This window comes from Mesorhizobium sp. M8A.F.Ca.ET.207.01.1.1, from assembly GCF_004794715.1.
Taxonomy (GTDB): Bacteria; Pseudomonadota; Alphaproteobacteria; order Rhizobiales; family Rhizobiaceae; genus Mesorhizobium.
In genome coordinates, this window is sequence record NZ_SRUS01000001.1 from 311365 (window position 1) to 333037 (window position 21673).

Genomic DNA, 21673 nt, shown 5'->3' on the forward strand with positions numbered 1-21673 from the left:
CGCTTGCTTGACGCTTGATTATCCGTGTGCTTCCTCCGGGCAGTAATGTACGGAGTATCGCCAGAAATAGTCCTGCTTCTTAGTCCCTTGATCGTGCCATTCGCGGGTACAGCACGGCCCTTGGGTGCAGGCAATTGAATGGCGAGACGCCCGGCTAGAGCCGAGTGAGCACCGCGACCATGATCCATCTATTCAACGGCTTTCAGAACCAGTTTGGCGGCAGTGAGCGCGAAACCCTGGAGTTGTACCGGCTCTTGGGCGCCGACTCACGGGTGTGCCTGTGGGCAACCTCGTCGCGCGTATCCGAAGGCCTGATGCAGGAATTTCCGATACGCCGCGTCTCGCCGGCAACACGCAATGTGCCGGATGGCGGCACCTATGTCTTTCTTGGCGCGCATTGGCGCAACAAAATGTGGCCCTACCTGATCCCGCGGCCGCGCCGGCTGATCTATGTCTTCAACACCTTTCATCCCAAGCTCATCGCCCTGACGACACGCAGGCCGCGCCTGCTGCGTTGGCCGGCTGCCGAACTGGTGCTGATCTCCGAATTTCAGAGGCGCGTGCTGCAGGTCGAAGGCGTCGTCCATGCCTCGCCGATCGATATCGGGCGCTTCTCGCCACGACGGGCAAGGCCAAACGGTCCGTTCACGGTGGGGCGGCTGAGCCGCGACACGGCGGACAAGCATCACCGCGACGATGTGGCGCTCTATGAGGCATTGCTTGGCGATGGCACCGCGGTCCGTATTCAGGGCGGCACGCCGCTCAAGGACAAGCTCGCGCCGCATCCGCAACTCGAACTCCTGCCGCAGGGTGAATTCGCCGCCGAACAGTTCCTGCCGACGCTCGACGTCTTCTACTATCGCACCGGTTCGCATGTGGAGACGTTCGGCCGGGTGGTGTTCGAGGCGATGGCCTGCGGCCTGCCCGTGGTCTGCCATTCGCATGGTGGCTACGTCGACCACATCAGACATGGCGAAAACGGCTTCCTGTTCGAAACGACACAACAGGCGGCGCGGATCCTGGCGGATCTCAAAGCCGACCCGGGCCTGCGGGCGACGGTCGGCCGCAAGGCGCGGCTGACCGTCGAGCAGATGTTTTCATCGCAGGCGTTGCAAGAACGGCTGGATTTCTATCGGCGTTAGCCGCACCGCGCCATCTGCCTTCAGATATTCTCCCCCAACAAGCCACCTAGCCGTTTGGCATCAATCCCGACATCGCGCTAAAGCTGGCATCACGTGAATCGCGGGCGGCCGGCATCGGCGCGCGGGCAGATCGAGCAGGGCTTCTACCGATGACATTGATGGGCGGCGCCGCACTGCTGATCCTGGTCCTTACCTATGCCGGCGTCGCCATCGGCCGCATCCCTGGCCTGCGGCTTGACCGCGCGGGCATTGCGCTGCTTGGCGGCGCAGCGATGATCGCCATCGGCGCGCTCAGCATGGAGGATGCCTATCGCGCCATCAATTTCGACACCATCACGCTTCTGCTCGGCATGATGATCGTGGTGGCGCATCTGAAAGTATCGGGTGCCTTTCGCGGTCTCGGCGCCATTGCCATCGAGCACGCGCATGCGCCTTTCATGCTCCTGGTGATGGTGACGCTCCTTACCGGCGTGCTGTCGGCCTTCCTGGTCAACGACGCCATCTGCCTGGTCATGGCGCCGATCGTCGTCCACGTCACCCGTGTCATCAACCGCAATCCGATCCCCTATCTGATCGCCACCGCCACCGCTTCGAACTGCGGCAGCGTCGCCACCATCACGGGCAACCCGCAGAACATGGTCATCGGCGCGCTGTCGGGGATTTCCTATCCGGCCTTTTCGGCGGCGCTCGCGCCGGTCGCCTTGTTCGGCCTTGTCGCGGTCATCGTCATTGTGCGGATCGTCTATCGCGCCGAATTCAGGCGCAACGGCGAACTGGCGCCACACGTCTCGCGCGGCCGCATGCATCGTGGCCAGGTGCTGAAGGCCGTGGTCGTCTGCATCGGGCTGGCGATCGCCTTCTTCGCCGGTGTTCCCGTAGCCAAGGCGGCGCTCATCGGCGGCGCCATCCTGCTGCTCACGCGCGCCATCAAGCCATCGCGCATCTACCATGAGATCGACGGACCGCTGCTGTTCATGTTCGCGGGTCTGTTCGTGGTAGTTGCCGGCGCGGAAAAGACGCTGCTGACGCCTGACATGATCGCCTCCGCCAAGAACATCGGGCTCGACGACGTCTGGAGGCTGTCGGGGTTCACCGCCGTGTTGTCCAACATCATGAGCAATGTTCCTGCCGTGCTGGCGCTCAGGCCATTCATACCCGGCCTGGAAAACCCCGAGCGCGCCTGGCTGGTGGTGGCCATGAGTTCGACGCTGGCCGGCAACTTCACCTTGCTCGGCTCGGTCGCCAACCTGATCGTCGCCGAACAATCCAAGGCCGCTGGTACACCGTTGTCTTTCGGTGCCTTCTTCAAGGTCGGCCTGCCGCTGACACTGATCACGCTCGCCGCCGGTACGGCGTGGCTGGCGTTCGGGGCCTAGCCCTGCATCTGACTGACCGACATCCGCGCCCTGACCAGCGTCGCCGCGGCTCGTCCGGCGGCTTCGACGTAGTCGGGATTGCGATGGATCAGCATGATCGAAAAGCAGCCGTCTATCAGCAGCACGATCTCGCGGGCCAGTGCCTGCGGCCCCTCGATATCGTGCCCGGACAATTCCGTGGCCAGCCATGTCTCGAAGTTGGATTTGTGCCGCGCCCCGACCTTGACCGCCGGGTGTCCAGGCATCGAGGCAAGCTCGGCAGCTGTGCGCAGGAAGCCGCATCCCTTCCATTTTGGATGGCGCGTGGCCCGGGCCAGATTGGTGAAGATGGCTTCGACCTTGCTGTCCACGCCCCCTTGCTCGGCTTCGAACCAGCCGGCCATCCGTTTCAGATTGGGCTGATCGCGGCCGTCGAGATAGGCTGCGATGAGGTCGTCCTTGCTCTTGAAGTGGTAGTAGAGCGTCCGCTTGGTGAGGCCCGCTTCCTCGGCGACGGCGTCGACACTGACACGGCCGATTCCTTCCGCGTAGAACAATCTGGTTGCGGCATCGACTAGGCGCTTGCGGGTGGGGCTTTGTGCTTCGGCCATGGGTCTAAGTATACCGACTAGTGAATATACACAAGGTGCGAACGACGTAACCTTCCAACTCGTCAACAAGCTGGAAGGAAGCCAAATGACCGATCTTGTCCTGAGCGAGACCCGCGACGGGGTTACCGTCCTCACCCTCAATCGTCCCGAAAAGCTCAATGCACTGAATTATGCCCTGATCGATCGCCTGCTTGCGGTTCTCAACGACATTGAAGTCGATGACGGCGTCCGGGTTGTCATCCTCACCGGAGCAGGGGAGCGGGCGTTTTCGGCGGGTGGCGACATCCATGAATTCTCGGCCAGCGTGGCGCTTGGCGCCGATATCGCAATGCGAGACTTCGTCATGCGCGGGCAGCGGCTGACGGCACGGCTGGAAGCGTTCCGCAAACCGGTCATCGCTGCCGTCAACGGCATTGCCTTTGGCGGTGGCTGCGAAATCACCGAGGCCGTTCCGCTCGCCATCGCCAGTGACCGTGCGCTGTTCGCCAAGCCCGAAATCAACCTTGCAATGCCGCCGACTTTTGGTGGAACCCAACGCCTGCCGAGGCTGGCCGGGCGCAAGCGGGCGCTCGAACTGCTGTTGACGGGCGACTGGTTTCCGCCGCCGCGGGCGCTTGAGCTGGGTCTCGTCAACGAGGTTGTTCCGCATGCCGAACTGATGCCGGCGGCATTTGATCTGGCCAAGCGTATCCTGCGGCATTCCGGACCGGCCGTCACCGGCATTCTCACGGCGGTGGCGAGGGGCCTCAACCAGGGTATTGCCGAGGGGCTGCTGATTGAGGCGGAGCAATTCGCCCGCATGGCTCCGACCGCCGACCTGCGTGAAGGGCTGAATGCGTGGATCGAGCGGCGCAAGCCGAGCTACGACGGTTCGTGGACCCATATCACACGGCCCGATGAGGCGCGGCGAGCCTCGTTGGCGATCGACCGGCGCGGGACGCGGACCAGGACGCCTTCGCCGCCACACGGCCCTTGACGTCTAGCGGGAGCAACACAAGTCACCGAACCTTCAAAGAGAGCCGTGGCCGATAGACCTGGAGCAATCCCGGACGGAAAACCGCCACGCACTTTTCCTGGATTTGCTCTAATATTCCGATCGACGGCGAAGTGGTCTTTTCGCCATCGATCTCTCAGTCTCACGGCGCCACCACCAAGCGGCCTTTCATGTTGGGGTGGAAGCGGCAGAAGTAGTCGATGGTTCCCGCCGCCTTCAAATTCAGGCTTGCCGACTTCTTCGGCGGGATCATCACCTCCCAGCCACCCTTCACCGTAGCCGTATGGGCGATCACGTCCTTGTTCACCCACTCGATCGTGTCGCCGACCTTCGCATCGACGCTGGCCGGCGAGTAGACGAGCCTATCGATCGTCACCTGGATGGTTGCGGCCGCCGCCGGCGCCGCCTTAAGGGTCAGCGCCAGCATTGCCAGCCACGTCAGACGTTTCAAGGCGCCTGCTTTCATTTCAGCATGCCGGCAACGTGTTCGGCATGCTGCTCATGGCCCTGGAAGATCCTGAGGCCGGTCTCAAGCAGGCTCTTCAGTTCGGCATTGCTGGCCGAGGGAATGAGCAGCGTTTCGAGCGCGCCGTTGACCTGCTTGTGATAGGCGACCTCGTTTTCGATATAGGCCTTGTCGAAAGCCGCACCTTTCAGCTTGGCGAGCTTGGCGCGTTCCTCAGTCGCGGCCTTGGTCAGCGCCTGGCTGGTGGCGTTGTCCTCGGGCTTCACCTTCAGCTTCTTGACGAGATCGAGCGCCTGCTTGTTCACCGCTTCGTGGTCGCGCTCCATGTCCTTGGCGAAATCGATCACCTCCTTGCTCTTTGATTTCTTGATCGCCTGCTTGGCCGCCTCGATGTCGATGATGCCGGCCGTATAGGCGATATGGGCGATCTGCGGGTCCGTCGGCTTGTCGGCGGCTTGCGAGACCGGGGCAGCGCCGACGAGAAGCAGGGCGGCAAGGGCAACGGTATATCGGGTGAACATGGCATCCTCCTTGGCCCGACCGCGCGGAGGCGCGGGGCTCAAATTTCAGTTGACGCTCATTGGATGCGCGACGGGAGGAAACGTTCCCGGAAAATCAGGACGGCATCATTCGAAACCCAGCCGTCCCATCACCGCCTGGGTCAGTCGCTCGCAGCGCCGTCCGGCGAACGGGAAGGCATCGAGCAGCACCGGACCGATTTCATTGTCCAGCGCCTTGCGCAGCAGGACACGGGCCCGGTGCAGCCTCGTCTTGATGGTCTCCGGCCGCACACCAAGCAAATCGGCGGTTTCCTCCATGCTCAGGCCCTCGATGACGCGGGCGACGAAGACCATGCGGTAGATGTCGGGCAGACTGTCGGTCGCCCGTTCGACAAGTGCGAGAATCTGCCGCTGCGCCATCGCCCGCTCCGGATCGTCGTTGGAATTGAGGGGAAACCGGATGATTTGCGGTTCCGGGTTGTCAGGCATCTCCACTGTGCGACGCTTCTTGCGCAGGCGGCCGAGAGCTTCGTTGATGACGATGCGCGACAGCCATGTGGCAAGCGTGGATTCGCCGCGAAACGCCGCAAGGCTGGCGAAGGCGCTGACATAGGCCTCCTGGACGACATCCTCGGCTTCGGCATCGTTGCGCAGAATGCCGCGCGCGATGCGGTAGAGCCGCTGGTTGTGTATCTTCATGATGGCGCGAAAGGCATCCGGTTCGCGCGCCAGCGCCCGGTGGACGAGCAGCATGTCGCCGGAAAGGCTTTCGGCAATCATAGGCACCGTGGCGGGCGTTGCGAGCTTGCTCATCGCGACCGGATCTCCCTGAACAGACGCCTCTTCGAACAGGCGCCTCTTCGAACAGGCGCTTGACTGCACGTTGGATGCGCCTGCCGGCAAAAGGTTCCCAGATCGGTGGGATCCACGTCCGCTATTCTAGGCCGCTGCCAGACCCTTGTCTGCCGTCTGCACGCGGGCGGCCGCCGCCAGCAGGTCGGTCTGCGTGATCAGGCCGAGAATGCGCCGCTCGCCGTCGACGATGACCACGGCATGGCTGCGGCCGTCGGTCAGCACGGGAAGCAGGCTCATCGCCGGCGTCTCGGGCGAGGCGGTGCCGGCCTTTGCCATCACGTCCTTCACCGTTTCTACGGCTTTCGTCAGCTCGCGCAGGCCGACGGCGCCAACCAGCCGGGCATCCGCATCGACCACCGGCAACGTACGGATATTATGATCGAGCAGTTGCTGGCGTGCTTCGTCGGTGGTGGCTTGTTCGGGCACCGAAATCACGTCGCGCGACATGATGTCCTCGCACAGCAGCGTCCGGTGCGACCGCACCATGGCCTGCAATTCGACCTGTCGCAGCAGTCGTTCGAGGTCGTCGCGGTCGATATCGAAGGTCTCGTCGAGCGCCGTCAGCGCCGCGTCGATGTCCTCGGGCTGGAAACCGGCGCGCTGCTGAGCCGGCGGATCGGCGGTACCGTGGCTGTTTGCGGGCGGTGCGGCGACATGCGGGTAGTTGCGCCGCGCCAGCTTGTGGAAAAGGAAGCCCAGCGCCACCAGGATGGTCGAATTCAAGGCCACCGGCACGAACGGGAACAGGAAGCCCGCGCTGATGACGGCCGGCCCGCCGAGCACCGCCGTCAGCGCGGCGGCACCACCTGGCGGATGCAGGCAGCGCGTGAACGACATCGCGGCGATCGCCAAGGCCACCGCGAGACCCGAGGCCATCACCGGATCATGGATGAAATGCGCCACGGTCACGCCGACCAGCGCCGATATGGAATTGCCGCCGATGATCGACCAGGGCTGCGCCAGCGGGCTCGCCGGCACGGCGAACAGAAGCACGGCGGAGGCGCCCATCGGCGCCACCAGCAGGGCCACATGCGGGCCGCCGCCCATCGCCAGCCCGCTGATCACGCCGGTCAGGGCAATGCCGATCGTGGCGCCGATACACGCCAGGACGCGTTCACGCAGCGTCGCGCCGGCGAGGATGGGAACAAAAAGACGAAAGGCCATGGCAAGCTTTATGACGAAATGGATTTGGCGCGGACGCCCTGTCCAACGCAATGGAGCCGAACTCGCGGATTTGAAAGTCAAACAAATCCGCAAAGTCGCGGCGTGGGAGAATAATATTGCGCGAGACCGCTCGCCGGGATGCTGCGAGCGGCTCGCGCTTTGCCATCAGCGTCAGTGTGTTGTGGCCGTCTGCCAACTCTTCCGGGCGGCCAGACAGATCAGGCGGCGGCCGCTGCAAGCCCGCGCATGATGTCGGCTTTCAGGTCGTCGACATCCTCGAGGCCGATCTGCAAGCGGATCAACGGACCTTCATAAGGGCCTTTCGCAACGACGCGGTCGACAAGCCAGACCGGCACCGCCAGGCTCTCATAGCCGCCCCAGGAATAGCCGAGGCCGAAGATGCGCAATGCGTCGAGGAAAGCGTGCTGCTCCCGCTGGCCACCGCCGGCCAGCACGATCGAAAAGATGCCGCTCGAACCGCAAAAGTCCCGCTTCCACAGATCATGGTCCGGATGGCTGGGAAGGGCAGGGTGGAGCACCCGCGCCACGCCCGGCTGGCTTTCGAGCCATGAGGCGATGGCAAGCGCGCTGCGCTGATGATGGTCGAGCCGCACGCCCATCGTGCGCAGGCCGCGCAGCACCTGATAGACATCGTCGGGTCCCGAACAGCAGCCAAGCGTGCAAAAACTCTCGTAGAGCTGCTTCCAGCAGGCCTCATTGGCCGAGACCGTGCCGAGGAGCACGTCCGAATGGCCGGCCGGATATTTCGTCGCCGCGTGGATCGAGATGTCGACGCCGTGGTCGAGCGGCCGGAAATAGAGTGGTGTCGCCCAGGTGTTGTCCATCATCACGATGGCGCCGGCCGCATGCGCCGCCTTGGCGATCGCCGGGATATCCTGCACCTCGAATGTGTTGGAGGCCGGCGATTCGGTGAACACCACTTTGGTGTTCGGCTTGATCAAGGCCGCGATGCCGGCGCCGATACGGGGCGCATAATACTCGACCTCGACGCCCAATCGCTTCAGCATCGTATCGGCGAAGTTTCTCGTGGGGTGATAAACGGAATCGACGATCAGCAGATGGTCGCCCGCCGATACGAAGGCGAGCAGCGGAATGGTCACCGCCGCCAGGCCCGATGGCACCACGATCGTGCCGGCGGACCCCTCCAGCGCATCGATCGCCTGTGCGAGGGCATCGGTCGTCGGTGTTCCGCGCGTGCCGTAGGTGTATTTCTGGTTGCGTGCGGCCATCGCGGCGGCATTGGGGAACAGCACGGTCGAGGCGTGCACCACGGGCGGATTGACGAAGCCGAAATAGTCGTGCGGGTTGTTGCCTGAATGGGCAAGCCGGGTGTTGATGCCCACCTTGCCGGAACCCTGCTCGCTGCCGTCTTTCGCCATTCTTGGTCGCCCTGTCTGATAAGGCGCTAGCCATAGTGCGGCGTCGTGGACCGTGCAACAGCCGACTGTCCGCCAGGAATGGACTTCGAATATGCCAATTCCCGGGTCCGGAAAACAGCTGGGGGTTGATCTGAATCGGACCGACCAGGTGCGGCCGTGCCTTGCCGGACGCCCAGTCGCCGGCCGGTCGGCCTATTGTAGCCGGCTGTGAAAGATATATAATCAATTTCTAATATTAATCGCCGGATTGCTTCGATCAGATGCTGCCGGATGGTTTTTGCCGGCTACCTCTCCTGGTCCCCAATCCGGGTATCGCGCCCACCGCGCGGCAAAGGGAGGAAGAACATGCCTGACGTCAAATGGACGATGAAGGCGCGCGAATTCATCAACTGCAATTGCGCCTATGGCTGCCCGTGCCAGTTCAACGCCATGCCAACATACGGATTCTGCCAGGCGGTCGCCGGCATGGAGATCGAGACCGGCCATCACGGCGACACCAAGCTGGACGGGTTGCGGTTCGTCGGCATTTTCAGTTGGCCCGGCGCGATCCACCAGGGCAGGGGCGAGGCCGCGGTGGTTATCGACGAGAGGGCCAGCGAAGCCCAGCGTGAAGCTCTGCTTCGCATATTGGGCGGCCAGGACACCGAGCCGGGCGCAACGATATTCCAGGTCTTTTCGACCACGCTGGAGAAATTCCACGATCCGATCTTCGCCGCGATCGATTTCAAGGTCGACGTCGACGCGCGAACCGGCCGGCTGCACGTCAAGGGCGTCACCGACGGCCATGGCGAGCCGATCAAGAACCCGGTCACCGGTGCCGAGCACAGGGCGCGCATCGACCTGCCGCGCGGCTTCGAATACGCGATCGCCGAGATCGGTCGTGGCTGGACCAAGGCGACCGGCCCGATCAAGTTCGAGGTGGCCGACACGCACAGCCATTTCGCCAATCTGCATCTCACGCAGAGCGGCGTCGTGCATTGACCTGATCCAATGGGCGACACGGCTCTCGAGGCTGTGCTGCGGCGCGACCGCGCGGTCGTGATGACGGCGCTCGTCGTGATTGCCTTGCTCGCCTGGACCTATGTTCTTTGGCTCGCCGTCGACATGGCCATGCCTGGTGTCCCCGTCGCGGACGGCGCGGCAGGCGGCATGGCCGGGATGGACATGTCGAACACGGATATTGGCGGCATGGATATGGGCGCCGCCGTGGCGCCGGGTTTCAGGACCTGGGCATCGGCCGATTTCGTCTTCATCTTCACCATGTGGGCCGTGATGATGGTCGGCATGATGACGCCTTCGGTCGCGCCGATGTTGCTGCTCTATGCAGGCGTCGGCCGCAAGGCACGGGTCGATGGCCAGCCTATCGCGTCGACGGCATGGTTTTTTGCCGGCTATCTCATCGTCTGGATCGTCTTCAGCATCGCGGCCACCGGCGCGCAATGGCTGCTCGCCCGTTTCGCCTTGCTTGATCCGGCAATGGCTACCAACAGTGCGACCCTCGGTGGCCTCGTCCTGATCGCCGCCGGCCTCTATCAATGGACGCCGGTCAAGGGCGTCTGCCTGCGCCAATGCCAGGCGCCGATCGCATTCCTGGCCAGCCATGGCGGCTTCCGCACCACCCCGCCCGGCGCGCTTCGGCTCGGCATCGGCCACGGCGCCTATTGTCTCGGCTGCTGCTGGGCGCTGATGGCCCTGCTGTTTGTCGGCGGTGTCATGAACGTCCTGTGGATCGCCGGCATCGCCATCCTTGTTCTCCTGGAGAAGATGGTCCCGGCCGGGCAATTGATCCCGCGCATCTCCGGCGCATTGATGGTTGCGATCGGCGTCTGGCTCGTCTTTCCCGCGCTTTGACCTGCGTACCGGCTTTGTTCACGAGCAATATTGACCGGCAATCGCCGGCCGGGGGTATTCCGCGACGTCAATGCATTTCGTGCTGGAGGCAGTAACACTCAGGTATTGTCCGCAATGGATTTCACGGAGCCGGCTCACATCCGCGTCAAATGAGCTTTGCCGATTCAATTCGCGCTTGTGACTAAATCGCGGGCGCGTTTGTCTGCAATTCAGGCATTTCGGGCAATCGATTTTCAAACCCGTTGCAATTCGGTCATTTTCCTTGACCTCACAAGAATTATCGCCTTCGATGCTGTTCGTGAATGGGAGGCGGCGCGCCGATTTGCGACGCGGGGTTCCGGGAATGGGCCGGGATGGGAGCTTCGTTCACACGGGAGAAAAGATCAGGGTCTGCCTGAAAAAACAGAAAAGGGTCTGTGGGTTATGAAACACATTGCTATCGGCATTCTCGGCGTCGCCACGCTCGGACTGATGGCGTCGGCCGCGTCGGCCGGCACGCTCGATACAGTCAAGGCGAAGGGCTTCATCCAGTGCGGCGTCTCGACCGGTCTGGCCGGCTTCTCGGCGCCGGACGACAAGGGCGACTGGCAAGGCATCGACGCCGATTTCTGCCGCGCGGTTGCCGCCGCCGTCTTCGGTGATGGCACCAAGGTCAAGTTCACGCCGCTCAGCGCCAAGGAGCGCTTCACCGCACTGCAGTCCGGCGAAGTCGACATCCTGTCGCGCAACACCACCTGGACGATCAACCGCGATACCGCGCTTGGCCTGAATTTCATCGGCACGACCTACTATGACGGCCAAGGTTTCATGATCAACGCCAAGAAGCTGCCGGGCGTCAATTCGGCGCTGCAGCTTTCGGGCGCCGCCGTCTGCGTGCAGAGCGGCACGACCACCGAGCTCAACCTCGCCGACTACTTCAAGGCGAACAAGATGGAGTACAATCCGGTCGTCTTCGAAAAGCTGGAAGAGGTCAACGCCGCCTATGATGCCGGCCGCTGCGACGTCTACACCACCGACCAGTCGGGCCTTTACGGCATTCGCCTGACGCTCGGCTCGCCGGCCGATCACGTCGTGCTGCCCGAGATCATCTCGAAGGAGCCGCTCGGACCTGCCGTTCGCCAGGGTGACGACCAGTGGTACCACATCGTCAAGTGGACCTATTTCGCTCTGCTCGACGCCGAGGAGCTCGGCATCACCAAGGCCAATGTCGACGAGATGAAGAACTCCGCCAGCCCAGAGATCAAGCGCGTGCTCGGCCAGGAGGCCGACACCAAGATCGGCACCGATCTCGGCGTCTCCAACGACTGGGTCGTCAACATCGTCAAGGCCACCGGCAATTACGGCGAAATGTTCGACCGCAATGTCGGTTCGGGCAGCCCGCTGAAGATCGCCCGTGGCATCAATGCGCTGTGGACCAAGGGCGGCCTGCAATACGCTCCGCCGATCCGCTGATCGAAATGTGATCCGGAAGGCAGGCACCTGCCTTCCGGTTTCTCTTTCACAGGGGACGTGACATGGCATCGCAGGAAATCCTACGCGAGGAGCCGAGCCGCGGCTCCTTCGTCAATGATCCGAGAATACGCAGTCTCTTCTTCCAGACGCTGGTCGTCGTCTTGTTGTTCGGCTCCATCTGGTGGATCGTGCAGAACGTCATCGACAATCTGCATCGCCTGCACATCGCCTCGGGCTTCGGCTTCCTCAAGGGGCGCGCCGGCTTCGACATATCGGACACGCCGATCGCCTATACGTCGGACTCGACCTATGGCCGCGCCATCATCGTCGGCCTGATCAACACCATTATCGTTGCCGCCGCCGGCATCATCACCGCCACCATTATCGGCTTCATCATCGGCATCGGTCGCCTGTCGCAGAACTGGCTGATCCAGAAGATCTGCACGGTCTATGTCGAGATTTTCCGCAACATCCCGCCGCTGCTGGTCATCTTCTTCTGGTATTCCGGCGTGCTCGCCGTGCTGCCGGCGCCGCGCGACTCCTATCATCTGCCCTTCGGCTCCTTCCTCAACCAGCGCGGCTTCTATTTTCCGCGCCCGGTCTGGGGCGACGGCTCCTGGCTGATCCTGGTCGCCCTTGTCGTGGGCATCGCAATGTCGTGGTTCGTCGCTCGCAGGGCGCGTCAGCGGCAGATGGCGACAGGCCAGCAATTTCCCGTGTTCTGGACTTCCGCCGCGCTGATCGTCGGCTTGCCGCTGCTCGCTTACGTGCTGAGCGGCTTTCCGCTGAGCTTCGATCTTCCAAAACAGTCGACGTTCAACCTGACCGGCGGCTTCCAGGTCAAGCCGGAATTCCTGTCGCTCTACCTAGCGCTATCCTGCTACACGGCGGCCTTCATCGCCGAAATCGTGCGCGCCGGCATCAGGGGCGTCAGCAAGGGCCAGACCGAGGCGGCGGCAGCGCTTGGTCTGCGATCCGGGTCGATCCTGCGGCTGGTCGTGGTGCCGCAGGCCATGCGCATCGTCATTCCGCCGCTGACCAGCCAGTATCTCAACCTGACCAAGAACTCCTCGCTGGCGATCGCCATCGGTTATCCCGACCTGACGGCGACAGCCGGCACGGTTCTGAACCAGACCGGACAAGCGGTCGAAGGCGTGCTGATCATGATGATCGCCTATCTCATACTCAGCCTGGTGACCTCGGCCGTGATGAACGTGGTCAACGCCAGAATGGCGCTGGTGGAGAGGTAGAGCCATGCAGGAACATGACATGTCCTGGGTGCGTACCGAAATGGCGCTGGCGCAGCCCGCGCCAGCGAGCGTCAGCGGTCCCGTCGCCTGGGTGCGCAGGAACCTGATCGGTTCGGTCGGCGACACCATCCTCACCATCCTCGGCATCGTCATCGTCGCCTGGGTACTGCCGCAGGTCATCAACTGGGCGTTCATCAATGCACAGTGGACCGGGCCGGACCGCACGGTCTGCGCGACCGTTGCGCAAGGCGGCATTCAGCCCGACGGCTGGAGCGGCGCCTGCTGGGCTTTCGTCAACGCCAAGTTCGGCCAGTTCATGTTCGGCACCTATCCGGTCGAGGAGCGCTGGCGGCCTATCCTGGTCGCCATCCTGTTCGTGGCACTGCTGGTGCCGATGCTGATGCCACGTGTGCCGCGCAAGGGATTGAACGCGATCCTGCTGTTCCTGGTGCTGCCGATCGTTTCCTTCTTCCTTCTGGTCGGCGGCATATTCGGCCTGCCGCATGTCGAAACCTCGCGCTGGGGCGGGCTGCTGATCACGCTGAGCCTGTCCTTCGTCGGCATCGCCGTGTCGCTGCCGCTGGGCACCGTGCTGGCGCTCGGCCGGCGCTCGAAGATGCCGATCGTCAAGATGCTGTGCGTCATCTTCATCGAAGCCGTGCGCGGCATACCGCTGATCACGGTGCTGTTCTTCGTCAGCGTCATGCTGCCGCTGTTCCTGCCGGCCGGCGTCACCTTCGACAAATATCTGAGGGCGCTGATCGGCGTGTCGCTGTTTGCCGCCGCCTACATGGCCGAAGTCGTGCGCGGCGGCCTGCAGGCGATCCCGAAGGGACAGTATGAAGGCGCCGATTCGCTCGGCCTCGGCTACTGGCAGAAGATGGGCCTGATAGTGCTGCCGCAGGCGCTGAAGCTGGTCATTCCCGGCATCGTCAACACCTTCATCGGCATGTTCAAGGACACCAGCCTGGTCCTCATCATCTCGATGTTCGACCTGCTCGGCATCGTCAAGCAGAACTTCTCCGATGCCAACTGGGCAACGGCGCAGACCGCGAAATCCGGTCTTGTGTTCGCGGCCTTCGTCTTCTGGCTGTTCTGCTTCGGCATGTCGCGCTATTCGATGTATACGGAACGCCGGCTCGACACCGGCTACAAACGCTAAACAAAAGAACAAGGGGACCCAGCCATGGCCACCGAAAACGCCGTCAGCGCGGAAGAGATCAAGGTCAACGCCGCCAAGATGCAGATTTCCACCACCGATGTCGCCATCGACATCGTCGCCATGCACAAATGGTACGGCGAGTTCCATGTGCTGAAGGACATCAACCTGAAAGTGATGCGCGGCGAGCGCATCGTCATTTGCGGCCCGTCCGGCTCCGGCAAATCGACCATGATCCGCTGCATCAACCGGCTGGAGGAGCACCAGAAGGGCAAGATCATCGTCGACGGCAAAGAACTCACCAACGATCTCAAGAAGATCGACGAGGTGCGCCGCGAGGTCGGCATGGTGTTCCAGCACTTCAACCTGTTCCCGCATCTGACCATCCTGGAGAACTGCACGCTGGCGCCGATCTGGGTGCGCAAGACGCCGAAGAAGCAGGCCGAGGAGATCGCCATGCATTTCCTCAAGCGTGTCAAGATTCCCGAGCAGGCCAACAAATATCCGGGCCAGCTTTCCGGCGGCCAGCAGCAGCGCGTGGCGATCGCACGCTCGCTGTGCATGAACCCGCGCATCATGCTGTTCGACGAGCCGACTTCGGCGCTCGACCCTGAAATGATCAAGGAAGTGCTGGAGACCATGGTGGGGCTGGCCGAAGAGGGCATGACCATGCTGTGCGTCACTCACGAGATGGGTTTTGCGCGGAAAGTCGCCAACCGGGTGATCTTCATGGACCAGGGCCAGATCGTCGAGCAGAACACGCCGGCCGAGTTCTTCGACCATCCGCGCCACGAACGCACGAAACTGTTCCTGTCGCAGATTCTGCACTGAGCGCTTTACGCCGACTCGAGAAAGCCCGGCCACGCCACGGCCGGGCTTTTTAGCGTCTGGCCAATCGGATAGTGATCGCCTCCATTGAGCCGCGAACGGAATCGCGAAGCCGCACCGATGAAAAAACTCCTGCGTTTCCTGGTCATGCTGGTTGCCGCGGTGGTGCTCGCTTTGTCGCTCGGCACGCTGGTCCCGCGGCCGCTCTGGCCCACGGTCGCCGCGGGCGAGGGCACGCGGCGCATACTGGTGCTGAAGAACCCGATCCACACCGACATCGCCATTCCGGTGGATGACGGGGTGCGCCGGCGCTTCCGTTTTCTTGCCGATGCCGGCCTGCCTTCGGACGCCCCCGAAGTGCGCTACCTCGTCTTCGGCTGGGGCGGGCGCGCCTTCTACCTGGAAACGCCGACATGGTCGCAAGTGAAGGCGCTGCCGGTATTCAAGGCGCTGACACTCGATGCTTCGGTGATGCATGTCGACGTCGCCGGCGATATCTCCGAGCCGCGCCCCGATGTCGCCGGCTTCGACGTGGACGAGGACCGTTTTGCCGCGTTGCTCGACTTTGTCGAAGCGAGTTTTCAGCAGGGACCGAGCGGCCCGATCGTCATCGACAATGCCGCCTATTCCAATTTCGACCGTTTTTATGAGGCCAATGGCCGTTTCAACGCGCTGATCGGCTGCAACACCTGGGCTGCGGCCGCACTGCGCACTGCCGGCCTGCGCACCGGCTGGTGGAACCCGCTGCCGGCATCGCTTGGGTTGTCGATGCGGCTGTATGATTAGCTTTGCCGCAGCTCCTTTCAGCGACGGATGACCTGCTGCTGTTCCCAGCCGTAAAGCCAATCCAAATCCGCCGCGAGCTTCTCTCCTGGCCGAGTCGCCAGGACCAGATTGCGCGCCAATGCCACCGGTCCCTGGGCGTGCCAGGCGAGGCGGTTGAGCGCGCCGCGTTTCAGTACCTTTTCGATGCGCGGTCGTCTCAGCTTCTCCCAGATGGTGAGGCTTTGCGTCAGGTCGCCGGGGAAGTCGGCGACCAGGCTGGCGAGCATCGCGGCGTCCTCGATCGCCATCGCGGCACCTTGTGCCGCGAACGGCGTCATTGCGTGCGCGGCGTCGCCGATCAGCGCGATGCCGGCTGGCATTGTCCAAGGCTGTCTCTGTTCGACGGTATGCAGCGGCCAGGTCAGCCACGGGCCGGCTATTTCCACCAGCTTCACGAGTCCTGGCGCGGTGCCGCGCATGGCGGCGGCGAGTATGCCGGGATCGGCATGGCCGGACCAGCCCTCGGTAATGCGCTCGCCTTTGGTGAAGGCGACGAGGTTGAATGCGTCGCCCTTACTGACGGGATAGACGACCATGTGGAAACCCGTATGCAGGAAAGTCGTGACGCAATCGGCTGCACCGATCGCGGCGAAGGCCCGCCCGGCGCTGCTGTCTGCCGCGACGGTGGTACGCCAGGCCAACTCTCCCGAAAAACGGCTTCTTGGCGATGCCATCCTTTGTGCATCGACAAGCTCGCGCACCGACGACCAGACGCCATCGGCGCCGACCAGCAAGGAGCCTTGTTCCTCCGCCGTATTGCCACCGATCTCGACGGTCGCCGTGACACCATGGCTGCCAGTCGCAATTCTTTGGACGCGCGCCCCGACGGTGAGATGGATATCAGGTATCTCGGCAACCCGTGCCATCAACGCGCTCTGCACATCGGCCCGGTGGGCGACGAGATAGGGCGCGCCCCAGCGGCTCTCGCCGGCTTCCCCTAGCGGCACGCGCGCCAGTTGGCGCAACGTCCTTGCGTCCTTCAATACCACGGCCTCCGGCCTTACCACCGCCGACAGCAGTCGGTCGAGCACGCCGAGTTGACGAAGGATGCGTGTCGCATTGGGAGAGAGCTGGATGCCCGCGCCGACCGCTTCAAGGCGCTGCGCCTGCTCGAACACCTGCACGGGATAACCGCGTTCGGCGAAGGCAACCGCCGCGGTCAGTCCGGCAATGCCAGCTCCGGCGATGACGACTTGCCGGGAGCGCGTGTCGTCCATCCGGTTTGCCGCGAAAGGCTTCAGGCAGCCTGGTCGATGTAGAGGCAGCCCGTGGGCAGGGTTTCCGTCGCCTTCAGCTTCGGCGAATAGCGGTAGAGGGTCGAGCAGTAGGGGCAGACTTTCTCATTGTCGTCGCCCATGTCGAGAAACACATGCGGATGATCGAAAGGCGGGTTGGCGCCCGTGCACATGAATTCCTTGACCCCGATGTCGATTGCCGGATGGCCCGCATCGTTCTGGAAATGGGGAATGGAACCGCCTGCCATCGTCGTCTCCTTAACGCAGTCTCTCTGCATCTGGATCATATCAAGCCTCTTTGCAAGTTCGATGAAATCAAACTGTCGCAAAAGCCTGTCAGAGAACTGTCGCAAAAGCCTGCCACAGGATAAGTTAAGCCGGTTGACCGGCCAGGGCGGGCGAAAGAGCGGGAATCATGAACGAATTGAAGCCGGTACAGAGCGAATTCAACAACGTCACGGCAGCGAGCCCGGAAGGCAATCCGGACCGTTTCGTCAACCGCGAGTTCTCCTGGCTGCAGTTCAATCGCCGCGTTCTCGAAGAATCGCTGAACACCCATCACCCGCTGCTGGAGCGCGTCCGCTTCCTGTCGATCTCGGCCGCCAATCTCGACGAGTTCTTCATGGTGCGCGTCGCCGGCCTTGCCGGCCAGGTGCGCGAGGGCATCGTGCTGAAGAGCCCGGACGGACGCACCCCCGAACAGCAGCTCGAACAATTGCTGCGTGAAGTCGAGCGGCTGCAGGAAGACCAGCAGAAGAGCCTTTCGGCACTCACGGTTCTGCTCAACAAGGAAGGCATCGAGAGCATCACCCGCGATGCGCTGACCAAGGACGAAAAGGTCTGGCTGGAAGAGCATTTCCAGGACCAGGTGTTTCCGGTGCTCACCCCGCTGTCGATCGACCCGGCGCATCCGTTCCCGTTCATTCCCAATCTCGGCTTCTCCATGGCGCTGCAGCTTCGCCACCGCAAGAATGGCGAGGAGATGAGCGCATTGCTGCGCCTGCCGGTGGCGCTGAAGCGCTTTATCCGCCTTCCGGACCGCAAGAACCATGTCCGCTTCATTCCGCTGGAGGAGGCGGTCGGCCTTTACATCGGCAAGCTGTTCCCCGGCTACGAGGTCAAGGGCTCCGGCACGTTCCGCATCATCCGCGACAGCGATATCGAGGTCGAAGAGGAGTCGGAAGACCTTGTGCGGCTGTTCGAAACGGCGCTGAAGCGTCGCCGCCGCGGTTCGGTTATCCGCATCGAGTTCGACATGCTGATGCCGGGGGAATTGCGCGATTTCGTCGCCGGCGAGCTTGGTGTCTCGTCGAGCCGCATCAGCGTGCTCACCGGGCCGCTGGCGCTCAGCCAGATCTCCGAGATCGTCTCCGTTCCCCGCGACGACCTGAAGTTCACGCCCTACAACCCACGCTTTCCCGAACGCATCCGCGAGCATGGCGGCGACTGTTTTGCCGCCATCCGCGAGAAAGACATCGTCGTTCATCATCCCTACGAGTCGTTCGACGTGGTGGTGCAGTTCCTGCGCCAGGCAATGGCCGACCCCGAAGTGGTGGCGATCAAGCAGACGCTCTATCGCACCTCCAACGACAGCCCGATCGTGCGTGCGCTGGTCGACGCGGCCGAGGCTGGCAAGTCGGTGACGGCGCTGGTCGAGCTCAAGGCGCGTTTCGACGAGGAAGCCAACATCCGCTGGGCGCGCGATCTCGAACGCGCCGGCGTGCAGGTCGTGTTCGGTTTCCTCGAACTCAAGACACATGCCAAGATGTCGCTGGTGGTGCGGCGCGAGGACGGCAAGCTGCGCAACTACGTCCATCTCGGCACCGGCAACTACCATCCGGTGACGGCGCGCATCTACACCGACCTGTCCTTCTTCACCACCGATCCGACGATTGCCCGCGACGTCGCCCAGCTGTTCAATTTCATCACCGGCTATGCCGAGCCGACCGCCGAAATGCGGCTGGCGATCTCGCCCTTCACGCTGAGGAACCGCATCCTCCAGCACATTTCAGCCGAGATCACCCATGCGTTGGAGGGACGGCCGGCGCGCATCTGGATGAAGATGAACGCGCTCGTCGACCCTATCATCATCGATGCGCTCTACGATGCCAGCCGTGCCGGTGTGGAAATCGACCTCGTCGTGCGCGGCATATGCTGTCTGCGGCCGCAGGTGCCGGGTCTGTCGGAGAACATCAGGGTCAAGTCGATCGTCGGCCGGTTCCTCGAGCACAGCCGTATCTATTGCTTCGGCAACGGCCATGGCCTTCCCTCGGACGAGGCGATTGTCTACATCTCCTCGGCCGACCTGATGCCGCGCAATCTCGACCGCCGCGTCGAGACCATGGTGCCGATCACCAATCCAACTGTGCATGAACAGATTCTGGGCCAGATCATGCTGGGCAACATCATGGACAATCAGCAAAGTTTCGACGTATTGGCTGATGGAACCTCCCGGCGTGTCGTGCTGGAGGAGGGCGAGGAACCGTTCAACGCGCAGGAATATTTCATGACCAATCCGAGCCTGTCGGGACGGGGTGACGCGCTGAAATCGCATGCGCCCAAGCGAATCGCGCAGTTCAAGCGCCGCAAGAAGAACGCCACCACCTGATGCTGTTCAATTCCCAGGGCCGGCTGCAGGACCGCCGACCGCTGTCCATCATCGACATCGGATCCAATTCGATCCGTCTTGTCGTCTATGAGGGGCTGGCGCGTTCGCCGACCGTGCTGTTCAACGAAAAGATGCTGGCCGGCCTCGGCCGCGGCATCGTCTCGACAGGGAAGCTCGACCCCGAAGGGGTGGCGCGTTCGATGGAGGAGTTTCGCCGTTTCCGCGCGCTCTCCGACCAGGCCGGTGCCGAACACATGTACGTGCTGGCAACCGCCGCCGCCCGTGAGGCGATCAACGGTCCCGATTTCATCCATCGCGCCGAGGAGGTGCTCAAGACCGAGATCCGCGTGCTCTCCGGCCGCCAGGAAGCGCATTATTCCGCGCTCGGCGTCATCTCAGGTTTTCATCCGGCCAACGGTATTGCCGGCGACCTTGGCGGCGGCAGCCTGGAACTGATCGACATCGATGGCGAGGCGATCGGCGACGGCATCACGCTGCCGCTCGGCGGCCTGCGCCTGCAGGATATGGCGAAGAACTCGCTCGTCCAGGCGCAGAAGATCGCGCGCCAGGAATTGGCCCGGGCCAAGCTCTTGAAGGGCGCGCAGGGCAGGACTTTCTACGCCGTCGGCGGCACCTGGCGAAACCTCGCCAGGCTGCACATGGAGATGAACAACTACCCGCTCGGCGTCATGCACCACTACGAGATATCGGCCGACAGTGCCCAAACCTTCCTCAAGCAGGTGGCCAGGGGCGAGGTCGAAAAGGTGAGGGGTATCGAGGGCGTCTCCAAGAACCGCCGCTCGCTGCTGCCATACGGCGCGCTCGTGCTGCAGGAAATCATGACGGCGATGCAACCGTCCAGGATCGTCGTTTCGGCGCAAGGCGTGCGCGAAGGCTTTCTCTATTCACTGCTCGAGGCGGCCGAGCAGAAGGCCGATCCGCTGATCTCGGCCGCCGAGGAGCTTGCGCTTTTGCGCTCGCGTTCGGTCCACCACGCGCATGATCTGGTCGAATGGACCGGCAAGGCCTTCAAGGCTTTCGGCATCGACGAGACGGAAGACGAAGCGCGCTATCGCCATGCCGCCTGCCTGCTTGCCGATATCGGCTGGCGCGCTCATCCGGAATATCGCGGCAAGCAGTCGCTCAACATCATCGCGCATGCGTCCTTCATCGGCGTCGATCATCCCGGCCGCGCCTACCTGGCGCTTACCAACGCCTACCGTCATGACGGCGTCTTCAATGAATTGGTGGCGCCCGAAATCAAGGCGCTGGCGCCGCCGCGCCTGTTGGAGCGCGCGCGCGTGCTGGCGGCGATGATGCGCGTCGTCTACCTGCTGACGGCCGCGATGCCCGGCATCATGCCGAGGCTGAAATGGGAAAGCCGCGCCAACGGCGTGCTGGCGCTGGTGCTGCCGGCTTCGCTTTCCGATCTCTACGGCGAGCGGCCGGCCGGCCGGCTGGCGCAACTGGCGCGCGTCACCAATCGCCGTCTGGTGCTGGCGGTCGAGGGCGGCCAGAGCGTGTCGGTCAAATAGTCAAGTCGCGTCGGCGCCTATGCCGAAGCCTCGCCCGTCGGCCGACCATGCGCCGGCGCCAGCCATGGCAAGCGCCAGGAAACCGCCCGATATCGCGATATCCTTCATCAGCATCTGCTGGTGCAGGAAAGCGAGCGCCGCATCACCGGCGCCTTGGCCATAGTGGCCGATATAGCCGGCCGCAATGCAGAAGGCGGCCAGCAGCAGCGCGACGATCCGCGTCTGGAACCCAACGAGGATCAGCAGTCCCGCGATCAGCTCGAAAAGCCCGGTGCCCCAGGCGGCGAGCGCCGGCAGCGGCAGGCCAAGACCGGAGAAATAGCTGGTGGTCCCGGCAATATTGGCGAGCGCCTGGAAGCCGGACGGCACGAACAGCACGGCAAACAGCAGCCGCGAAACCATAAGCAATGCATTGCGACCCATGGCACCCTCCCTTGCCGGCA

General features: G+C 63.1%; 21 protein-coding genes. 12 read left to right on the forward strand and 9 right to left on the reverse strand.

Going from position 1 to position 21673, the window contains the following annotated elements; all coding sequences use genetic code 11:
* Window positions 1-164 precede the first annotated feature (164 nt).
* Together EN850_RS01520 and EN850_RS01525 are read left to right on the forward strand one after the other, a co-directional pair.
* On the forward strand, window positions 165-1142 hold the full coding sequence (locus EN850_RS01520) for a glycosyltransferase family 4 protein (protein ID WP_246689126.1): 978 nt from the start codon (window positions 165-167) through the stop codon (window positions 1140-1142).
* A 149-nt stretch (window positions 1143-1291) separates the two neighbouring features.
* Window positions 1292-2518 carry an anion transporter gene (locus EN850_RS01525; RefSeq protein ID WP_136090455.1) on the forward strand — a complete coding sequence of 409 codons (1227 nt, stop codon included), beginning with the start codon at window positions 1292-1294 and terminating at the stop codon, window positions 2516-2518.
* Here EN850_RS01525 and EN850_RS01530 read toward each other — a convergent pair.
* Window positions 2515-3108: a TetR/AcrR family transcriptional regulator gene (locus EN850_RS01530; protein WP_127871474.1), complete on the reverse strand. Its 594-nt coding sequence runs from the start codon at window positions 3106-3108 to the stop codon at window positions 2515-2517. The two genes, EN850_RS01525 and EN850_RS01530, sit on opposite strands and share 4 nt — an antisense overlap.
* An 85-nt stretch (window positions 3109-3193) precedes the next feature.
* Between EN850_RS01530 and EN850_RS01535 the strand changes: the two genes are divergently transcribed.
* Window positions 3194-4084 carry a crotonase/enoyl-CoA hydratase family protein gene (locus tag EN850_RS01535; RefSeq protein WP_135863832.1) on the forward strand — a complete coding sequence of 297 codons (891 nt, stop codon included), beginning with the start codon at window positions 3194-3196 and terminating at the stop codon, window positions 4082-4084.
* 160 nt (window positions 4085-4244) lie between these two features.
* On the opposite strand, the gene EN850_RS01540 is transcribed toward EN850_RS01535, so the two are convergent.
* From EN850_RS01540 to EN850_RS01560, 5 genes are all read right to left on the reverse strand, one after another.
* Window positions 4245-4568, reverse strand: a complete 324-nt coding sequence (locus EN850_RS01540) for a cupredoxin family copper-binding protein (RefSeq protein ID WP_189590938.1) — start codon at window positions 4566-4568, stop codon at window positions 4245-4247.
* Entirely contained in the window at window positions 4565-5089 is a 525-nt protein-coding gene (locus EN850_RS01545) for a DUF4142 domain-containing protein (protein ID WP_136090456.1), read from the reverse strand. Before EN850_RS01545 ends, EN850_RS01540 begins: the two co-directional genes overlap by 4 nt.
* A 105-nt stretch (window positions 5090-5194) precedes the next feature.
* Window positions 5195-5881 carry an RNA polymerase sigma factor gene (locus tag EN850_RS01550; protein WP_189590940.1) on the reverse strand — a complete coding sequence of 229 codons (687 nt, stop codon included), beginning with the start codon at window positions 5879-5881 and terminating at the stop codon, window positions 5195-5197.
* A 126-nt stretch (window positions 5882-6007) separates the two neighbouring features.
* On the reverse strand, window positions 6008-7087 hold the full coding sequence (locus EN850_RS01555) for an HPP family protein (protein WP_135863836.1): 1080 nt from the start codon (window positions 7085-7087) through the stop codon (window positions 6008-6010).
* A 218-nt stretch (window positions 7088-7305) separates the two neighbouring features.
* The gene (locus EN850_RS01560) at window positions 7306-8487 is read right to left on the reverse strand and encodes a cystathionine beta-lyase (RefSeq protein WP_135883565.1); all 1182 of its coding nucleotides are present in this window, start codon (window positions 8485-8487) and stop codon (window positions 7306-7308) included.
* A 345-nt stretch (window positions 8488-8832) separates the two neighbouring features.
* On the opposite strand from EN850_RS01560, the gene EN850_RS01565 reads away from it, so the two are divergent.
* The 7 genes from EN850_RS01565 (at window position 8833) to EN850_RS01595 (ending at window position 15813) form a co-directional block, all read left to right on the forward strand.
* Entirely contained in the window at window positions 8833-9468 is a 636-nt protein-coding gene (locus EN850_RS01565; protein ID WP_135929006.1) for a DUF1326 domain-containing protein, read from the forward strand.
* A gap of 9 nt (window positions 9469-9477) precedes the next feature.
* Window positions 9478-10338 carry a DUF2182 domain-containing protein gene (locus tag EN850_RS01570; RefSeq protein WP_136090457.1) on the forward strand — a complete coding sequence of 287 codons (861 nt, stop codon included), beginning with the start codon at window positions 9478-9480 and terminating at the stop codon, window positions 10336-10338.
* A gap of 423 nt (window positions 10339-10761) precedes the next feature.
* On the forward strand, window positions 10762-11790 hold the full coding sequence (locus tag EN850_RS01575; RefSeq protein ID WP_127871480.1) for an amino acid ABC transporter substrate-binding protein: 1029 nt from the start codon (window positions 10762-10764) through the stop codon (window positions 11788-11790).
* A gap of 62 nt (window positions 11791-11852) precedes the next feature.
* The gene (locus EN850_RS01580) at window positions 11853-13040 is read left to right on the forward strand and encodes an amino acid ABC transporter permease (protein WP_135883567.1); all 1188 of its coding nucleotides are present in this window, start codon (window positions 11853-11855) and stop codon (window positions 13038-13040) included.
* Window positions 13041-13044: 4 nt separating this feature from the next.
* The gene (locus tag EN850_RS01585; RefSeq protein ID WP_127277336.1) at window positions 13045-14202 is read left to right on the forward strand and encodes an amino acid ABC transporter permease; all 1158 of its coding nucleotides are present in this window, start codon (window positions 13045-13047) and stop codon (window positions 14200-14202) included.
* Between the two features lie 24 nt (window positions 14203-14226).
* Window positions 14227-15030 (forward strand): amino acid ABC transporter ATP-binding protein, encoded by an 804-nt coding sequence (locus EN850_RS01590; RefSeq protein ID WP_127277334.1) that lies wholly within the window; start codon window positions 14227-14229, stop codon window positions 15028-15030.
* Window positions 15031-15147: 117 nt separating this feature from the next.
* Entirely contained in the window at window positions 15148-15813 is a 666-nt protein-coding gene (locus tag EN850_RS01595; protein ID WP_136090458.1) for a TIGR02117 family protein, read from the forward strand.
* Window positions 15814-15830: 17 nt separating this feature from the next.
* On the opposite strand, the gene EN850_RS01600 is transcribed toward EN850_RS01595, so the two are convergent.
* Window positions 15831-17069: an FAD-dependent monooxygenase gene (locus EN850_RS01600; RefSeq protein WP_135929002.1), complete on the reverse strand. Its 1239-nt coding sequence runs from the start codon at window positions 17067-17069 to the stop codon at window positions 15831-15833.
* Between the two features lie 20 nt (window positions 17070-17089).
* A complete protein-coding gene (locus EN850_RS01605; protein ID WP_127871484.1) occupies window positions 17090-17335 on the reverse strand; it encodes a zinc-finger domain-containing protein in 246 nt (81 codons plus the stop codon).
* Between the two features lie 167 nt (window positions 17336-17502).
* Between EN850_RS01605 and EN850_RS01610 the strand changes: the two genes are divergently transcribed.
* Both EN850_RS01610 and ppx read left to right on the forward strand, forming a co-directional pair.
* Complete coding sequence (locus tag EN850_RS01610; RefSeq protein ID WP_127277326.1) at window positions 17503-19695, forward strand: RNA degradosome polyphosphate kinase; 2193 nt, start codon at window positions 17503-17505, stop codon at window positions 19693-19695.
* The gene (ppx, locus tag EN850_RS01615; RefSeq protein ID WP_127871486.1) at window positions 19695-21230 is read left to right on the forward strand and encodes an exopolyphosphatase; all 1536 of its coding nucleotides are present in this window, start codon (window positions 19695-19697) and stop codon (window positions 21228-21230) included. Before EN850_RS01610 ends, ppx begins: the two co-directional genes overlap by 1 nt.
* Here the strand turns inward: ppx and EN850_RS01620 are convergent, their stop codons facing one another.
* Entirely contained in the window at window positions 21231-21653 is a 423-nt protein-coding gene (locus EN850_RS01620; protein ID WP_136090459.1) for a DoxX family protein, read from the reverse strand. It lies immediately after the preceding gene.
* Window positions 21654-21673: the final 20 nt, after the last annotated feature.

Bases quoted from the DNA above. Each gene is read 5' to 3' on its own strand.
- EN850_RS01525 (WP_136090455.1), top strand. From the start codon at position 1,292: ATGACATTGATGGGCGGCGCCGCACTGCTGATCCTGGTCCTTACCTAT.
- EN850_RS01530 (WP_127871474.1), bottom strand. From the start codon at position 3,108: ATGGCCGAAGCACAAAGCCCCACCCGCAAGCGCCTAGTCGATGCCGCA.
- EN850_RS01535 (WP_135863832.1), top strand. From the start codon at position 3,194: ATGACCGATCTTGTCCTGAGCGAGACCCGCGACGGGGTTACCGTCCTC.
- EN850_RS01540 (WP_189590938.1), bottom strand. From the start codon at position 4,568: ATGAAAGCAGGCGCCTTGAAACGTCTGACGTGGCTGGCAATGCTGGCG.
- EN850_RS01545 (WP_136090456.1), bottom strand. From the start codon at position 5,089: ATGTTCACCCGATATACCGTTGCCCTTGCCGCCCTGCTTCTCGTCGGC.
- EN850_RS01550 (WP_189590940.1), bottom strand. From the start codon at position 5,881: ATGAGCAAGCTCGCAACGCCCGCCACGGTGCCTATGATTGCCGAAAGC.
- EN850_RS01555 (WP_135863836.1), bottom strand. From the start codon at position 7,087: ATGGCCTTTCGTCTTTTTGTTCCCATCCTCGCCGGCGCGACGCTGCGT.
- EN850_RS01560 (WP_135883565.1), bottom strand. From the start codon at position 8,487: ATGGCGAAAGACGGCAGCGAGCAGGGTTCCGGCAAGGTGGGCATCAAC.
- EN850_RS01565 (WP_135929006.1), top strand. From the start codon at position 8,833: ATGCCTGACGTCAAATGGACGATGAAGGCGCGCGAATTCATCAACTGC.
- EN850_RS01570 (WP_136090457.1), top strand. From the start codon at position 9,478: ATGGGCGACACGGCTCTCGAGGCTGTGCTGCGGCGCGACCGCGCGGTC.
- EN850_RS01575 (WP_127871480.1), top strand. From the start codon at position 10,762: ATGAAACACATTGCTATCGGCATTCTCGGCGTCGCCACGCTCGGACTG.
- EN850_RS01580 (WP_135883567.1), top strand. From the start codon at position 11,853: ATGGCATCGCAGGAAATCCTACGCGAGGAGCCGAGCCGCGGCTCCTTC.
- EN850_RS01585 (WP_127277336.1), top strand. From the start codon at position 13,045: ATGCAGGAACATGACATGTCCTGGGTGCGTACCGAAATGGCGCTGGCG.
- EN850_RS01590 (WP_127277334.1), top strand. From the start codon at position 14,227: ATGGCCACCGAAAACGCCGTCAGCGCGGAAGAGATCAAGGTCAACGCC.
- EN850_RS01595 (WP_136090458.1), top strand. From the start codon at position 15,148: ATGAAAAAACTCCTGCGTTTCCTGGTCATGCTGGTTGCCGCGGTGGTG.
- EN850_RS01600 (WP_135929002.1), bottom strand. From the start codon at position 17,069: ATGGACGACACGCGCTCCCGGCAAGTCGTCATCGCCGGAGCTGGCATT.
- EN850_RS01605 (WP_127871484.1), bottom strand. From the start codon at position 17,335: ATGGCAGGCGGTTCCATTCCCCATTTCCAGAACGATGCGGGCCATCCG.
- EN850_RS01610 (WP_127277326.1), top strand. From the start codon at position 17,503: ATGAACGAATTGAAGCCGGTACAGAGCGAATTCAACAACGTCACGGCA.
- ppx (WP_127871486.1), top strand. From the start codon at position 19,695: ATGCTGTTCAATTCCCAGGGCCGGCTGCAGGACCGCCGACCGCTGTCC.
- EN850_RS01620 (WP_136090459.1), bottom strand. From the start codon at position 21,653: ATGGGTCGCAATGCATTGCTTATGGTTTCGCGGCTGCTGTTTGCCGTG.